Origin of the sequence: Escherichia sp. KCJ4928 (assembly GCF_004352695.1) — a bacterium.
GTDB lineage: Bacteria > Pseudomonadota > Gammaproteobacteria > Enterobacterales > Enterobacteriaceae > ECMA0423.
Genome location: NZ_SJWV01000475.1, coordinates 1 through 863, shown reverse-complemented (window position 1 = coordinate 863; position 863 = coordinate 1). Strand labels below are relative to the sequence as shown.

Annotated in this window: 1 protein-coding gene; it reads left to right on the top strand. The window is 49.4% G+C overall.

What is annotated here, in order from left to right; all coding sequences use genetic code 11:
• Nucleotides 1–131: 131 nt before the first annotated feature.
• A partial coding sequence (locus E0D98_RS24940) for a DUF4942 domain-containing protein (protein WP_096955517.1) occupies nucleotides 132–863 on the top strand: 732 nt, incomplete at its 3' end.

Below are 863 nucleotides of genomic sequence, written 5' to 3'. Positions count from 1 at the left end.
ATATCCGTACACTGCGCCAGTTGCAGCTTCTGCACCAGAACCGGTGACTCTCACTCACCAGACTTCATTCCACTGACGCCAGCCTGAACAGGGCTGGCGTTTTCATTTATCTGCAAAAAGGAATATCGATTATGTCTGATATCACAGTCTCCCGTCCGGAACTGGTCACCGGGCATACGGACGTTATCTGCTCAACCAGTATCCGCCACATTCTGGCTGTACGAAAGAGTACACTGCTGCAAATCGACACACTTATCCGGCAACTGGCTGAAATCTCAGCAATGACAGAAAGTATTGGCGGTAAAACCGCCCCGGACTGGGCCATGAAACAGAATTTTCGCTGCGGTTGCTGGCTGATGGAGAAACCCGAAACAGCAATGAAAGCCATTACCCGGAATCTTGACCGCGAAATCTGGCGTGACCTGATGCAACGTTCAGGGATGCTTTCCTTAATGGATGCACAGGCCCGTGATACATGGTACCGATCACTGGAATATGATAATTTTCCGGAAATCAGTAAAGCGAACATTCTGAGCACATTTGAACAACTGCACCAGAATAAGGATGAGGTGTTTGAGCGAGGGGTGATCAACGTCTTCAGGGGACTGAGCTGGAATTACAAAACCAACTCACCCTGTAAATTTGGCAGTAAAATTATCGTCAACAACCTGGTGAGGTGGGACCGGTGGGGGTTTCATCTTATCACCGGGCAACAGGCAGATCGACTTGCCGACCGGGAAAGAATGCTACACCTGTTCAGCGGCAAACCGATCCCCGACAACCGGGAAAACATCACTATTCATCTGGATGATCACGTCCAGTCTGTTCAGGGTAAAGAGGACTATGAAGATGAGATGTTCAGC